This is a genomic window from Bordetella sp. (assembly GCF_057362025.1).
The window spans coordinates 1-4,191 of record NZ_JBMQQZ010000070.1; the positions used below are offsets into that span (position 1 = coordinate 1).

The 4,191-nt window shown below is 64.4% G+C and carries 4 protein-coding genes; 3 read left to right on the forward strand and 1 reads right to left on the reverse strand.

Features of this window, described 5'->3' with window-relative positions; all coding sequences use genetic code 11:
* The first annotated feature begins 472 nt into the window (after window positions 1–472).
* The gene (locus tag ACO1P8_RS13655; protein ID WP_486296428.1) at window positions 473–1,288 is read left to right on the forward strand and encodes an SDR family NAD(P)-dependent oxidoreductase; all 816 of its coding nucleotides are present in this window, start codon (window positions 473–475) and stop codon (window positions 1,286–1,288) included.
* 18 nt (window positions 1,289–1,306) lie between these two features.
* Here ACO1P8_RS13655 and ACO1P8_RS13660 read toward each other — a convergent pair whose 3' ends face one another.
* Window positions 1,307–2,230: a LysR family transcriptional regulator gene (locus tag ACO1P8_RS13660; protein ID WP_486296429.1), complete on the reverse strand. Its 924-nt coding sequence runs from the start codon at window positions 2,228–2,230 to the stop codon at window positions 1,307–1,309.
* A 271-nt stretch (window positions 2,231–2,501) separates the two neighbouring features.
* Here ACO1P8_RS13660 and ACO1P8_RS13665 point away from each other — a divergent pair, with 271 nt between their 5' ends.
* On the forward strand, window positions 2,502–3,185 hold the full coding sequence (locus ACO1P8_RS13665) for a hydrolase (protein WP_486296430.1): 684 nt from the start codon (window positions 2,502–2,504) through the stop codon (window positions 3,183–3,185).
* A gap of 28 nt (window positions 3,186–3,213) precedes the next feature.
* Window positions 3,214–3,918, forward strand: a complete 705-nt coding sequence (locus ACO1P8_RS13670) for a pirin family protein (protein WP_486296431.1) — start codon at window positions 3,214–3,216, stop codon at window positions 3,916–3,918.
* The last annotated feature ends 273 nt before the right edge of the window (window positions 3,919–4,191 follow it).

The window sequence follows — 4,191 nt, forward strand, 5'->3', positions numbered from 1 at the left end:
GAATCCAGCCACGGGTGGCGTGATCGCGCGATCGGGTGACCGGTCAGCATCGGGGTCCGGCAAGTGTCGCGGACCGCGCCATCAGGAAGTCCGGCCGTTCATGCCCGTACGGATGAACGGTTCCCCCGGCGAGAGGCGGGGATGCTGTAAGTGGCAGTCCTCTCGGTGCAGTACATCGGCCCTCCCTGCGAGGGCCGATTTTTTGGGCGATGTGATTCCGTCTTCAGCGGAGCGATCGCCGTCGTCATGGCATCCGCGGGCGTGGATATAGGCCGCGCCAGTGTCATCCGGCGCACGCATGTATCCCGGCCTTGGCGCATCCACCTTTGTCGGGGAACCGCGCCGGCACCGGGTGCGGTTCCTTTTATCGGTGGAACGGCCGCAACCGTGCGGTCCAGCAGTGTAGTTGCGTATCGCAACTTTTTGGGGTTATGTTGGAGCCGGCGCTGTGCCACGGACCGGAGGCCCCTACATGGCTACGATTTCATCCTCTATATACGAGCTCGCGGGACCGGCTCCGGCGCCGCCTTCCGGCCAGCGTCTACAGGGTCGGGTTTGCCTGGTCGTGGGGGGCACCAGCGGCATCGGGCGCGCCACGGCCTTGCGCATGGCGGCGGAAGGCGCGGCGGCGGTGGTCGTGACTGGCCGGCGCGAGCCGCTGGGGCGGGAACTGGCCGCCGAAATCGGCCAGATGGGGACGGACGGGGTGTTCATCGCCGCCGATGCGACGGCGGACGCGGAGCTCGCTGCCGCGATAGTGCAAGTGATGCAACGCTTCGGGCGCCTGGATGCGGTATTCAACAACGCCGGCTACCAGGAGCGGCGCGCGCCGCTGGCCGAGCAGACCGACGAGGTCTACGCCCAGGTGTTCGACACGAATGTCCGAGCCGTCTTCAATGCCATGCGCCATGAGATCCCGGCGCTGCTGGCTTCCGGCGGAGGCAGCATCGTCAACAATACGAGCGTCAGCGGGATACGCAACCCCAATCCCGGCCTGTCCATCTACGGTGCTTCCAAGGCAGCGGCGAACGCGCTGACGCGCGCGGCGGCCATGGAGTATGCGCCGCAAGGCATACGCATCAATGCCGTCGCACCCGGCCGGGTGGTGACGGATATGATGCTTGGCTCCGGTATCGCCGATATGAACGCCGTGAAGGCCGGGCTGCCTTTGCGGCGCATGGGACATCCGGAGGAGGTCGCCGCCGCCGTGGCGTGGCTGATGTCGGCTGAGGCGAGTTATGTGGTGGGCCATATCCTGGCCGCGGATGGCGGATTCCTGGCGGGCTGAGACCGCCTCGCGGCTGGTTCATCCCTGCACGTTGGTAGCCCAGGGCTCCGCGTTCAGGCGCCCGGCCAGATAATCGATCAGCGCCTGCACCCGAGCGGGCCGCCTGCGCCCGGGTGGCGTGACGATATGCAGGGCGATGCCCTCCACCTGCCAATCGTCCATGGCCGTTTCCAGGGCGCCGGATCGCAAGTCTTCCCACACCAGGAATTCCGGCTGCAGCGCGAGCCCGAGGCCGGCGCGCAGTGCCGGCGTCAAGGCCTCGGCGTTGTTCACATTCAGCTGCACCGGCAAGGCCTGGGAAAACTCGCCGTGCGTGTCATGCCGGAATCGCCAGCTGGCGCCGCTGCGGGCATACATGTACTGCAAGGCGGTGTGCTGGGCCAGGTCCCGGGGGTGCCGGGGCCGCCCCGCACGCTCGAAGTAGGCGGGCGCGCCCACCAGCAGGATGCGCACGGAGCACAGGCGGCGCGCGAGCAGGGTGGAATCCACAAGGTTGGAGATCCGCAGCGCAAGGTCGAAGCGTTCGGAGACCAGGTCCACCTGCTTGTCGTTGAACTCGATCTCCAGCCCCACGTCGGGATGGGCCTGCATGAACGGCGGCAGCATCGGGGCCAGATGCGTAACGCCGAACGACATGGGCGCGGTTAACCTGATTTTTCCGTGCAGGCTGTTCGATTGTTCGGTGACCTCGGCTTCGACGGCCTCGCCTTCTTCCAGGATGCGCGCGGCGCGCTCCAGCGCGGCATAGCCGGATTCGGTCAGCGACATGCTGCGCGAAGTGCGATGGAACAAGGTCGTTTTCATTCGGGTTTCCAGGCGCGTGATCGTCTTGGAAACCGTGGCTTGCGACAAGGAGAATTCGGCCGCCGCCTTGGCGAATGAACCTGTCTCGGCGACCTTGGCGAAGATCGCCCATCCCTCGAGATCCGGCAGCTTATTCATGTGTAGTCCCGCGAAAAGTCGGCTCGATGATAGCGGCCGCCCAGGGTCCGGACAAGCCGCGATCATGCATAAAACGGAAAGGATGGAATTCCGTTCGGCTGGTTCTCTGGGTCGGCGTGCATCCCTAATATGCCGATACCGACAGACGACATGCAGGCAGCACAAAACGGCGCGCCCTGTACGACTGATCGGTGCAGGCCGGTACGGCCTGCTCACTGTGTCGAATCCTTCCGAATATCCACCGATTGCATCCTTGAAAGAGAGCCTAGCCATGTCGAACAAATACCTCGAAGTCCTGACCCCCCAGAACAGCCAGATCATCTTCATCGACCAGCAACCGCAGATGGCCTTCGGCGTTCAATCGATCGATCGCCAGACGTTGAAGAACAATGTGGTGGGCCTGGCCAAGGCCGCGCGCACCTTCAATATCCCGACCACCATCACGACCGTGGAGACCGACGGTTTTTCGGGCAACACCTATCCGGAACTGCTGGCCGTCTTCCCGGAGAACAAGATCCTGGAGCGCACATCGATGAACTCCTGGGACGACCAGAATGTGCGCGATGCGCTGGCCGCGAACGGCCGCAAGAAGATCGTCGTCGCCGGTTTGTGGACCGAAGTGTGCAACACCACCTTTGCCCTGTGCGCAATGCTGGAAGGCGACTACGAGATCTACATGGTGGCCGATGCCTCCGGTGGTACCTCGCTGGACGCCCACAAGTACGCCATGGACCGCATGGTGCAGGCCGGCGTCGTGCCGGTGACCTGGCAGCAGGTCATGCTGGAATGGCAGCGCGATTGGGCCCGCCAGGAAACCTATGACGCCGTGACCTCCATCGCCAAGGAGCACTCGGGTGCCTACGGCATGGGCATCGATTACGCCGTCACGCATGTCCATAAGCTGGCCGAGCGCGTCAAGCATGGCGAACGCATCGGCCCCAATCCCGCCAAGTAAGGCGGAAACCGCTCTTTACGAGGCCATCATGATCGAGCGCCGCGCCCTTCCCAACCTTCAGGCTACCGGTCGCGACCTACCCGCCGCGAGGCCGGGCTTTCCCCCGGCGAAAAGCCCGCGGCCGGTGCGGACTGGCTGGGGGGCGCTGCGCGCCTGGCGCGACGAAACGATCGCGCCAGGCGCGGGATCTGCCGCCGTGACGCAGACGGACGTGGAGATCATCACTTGCGTCCGCGAAGGTGTCCTGACCCACGAGGACGACCTGGGGAACCGCGGCCGCGCGCGGGCCGGAGACGTGCAGGTGATGAGCGCGGGCAGTGGCCTGACTTACGCCGAGTTCAACATGGAAAGCGAGCCCGCGCGTGTTCTGCGGGTCTGGATCGAGCCGGACCAGCGCGGATCGCTGCCCAGTTGGGGGAGGAAGTCCTTTCCCTGCCCGGAAGGCGGGGGTGGTTTCGTGACGTTGGCGAGCGGCATCGGCGGCGACGACGACGCGCTGCCGATACGCGGCGATGCGCGTGTGCTGGCCGTGGCGTTGAAAGCGGGCGAGACCGCGACGTATCGGTTCGCGCAGGGGGCGCGCCGCGGATTTCTCGTGGCATCCAAAGGGCGGCTGAACGTCAACGATGTGCGGATCGAACCGGGGACGGGCGCGGCGATCCGCAATGAGGCGGATGTACGCGTGACCGCCCTGGACGATGCCGAGGCATTGTTGATCGACACCCGTGCGTGAGCGCCGGGGCAATAGCGGTTGTTTATGGATTCGATAGTCGTCGGCGAATAGTAATCCGCCATTAGTGTGGAAAATGGAAGGATGAATTTCGGTCATGAGGGTTTATCCCTAGGTCTTGGAAGCGCAGAATGCATTTCATCGGGAACAGCAACGGACATCGCGAACTTCCCAACCGAACGAAATCGCGATGTACGACCCGGATCACTTAACCAGGACTAGGAGTACTGCCATGCAAGCCAAGACCATCGTTTCCGCTCTGATTCTTTCCTTCGC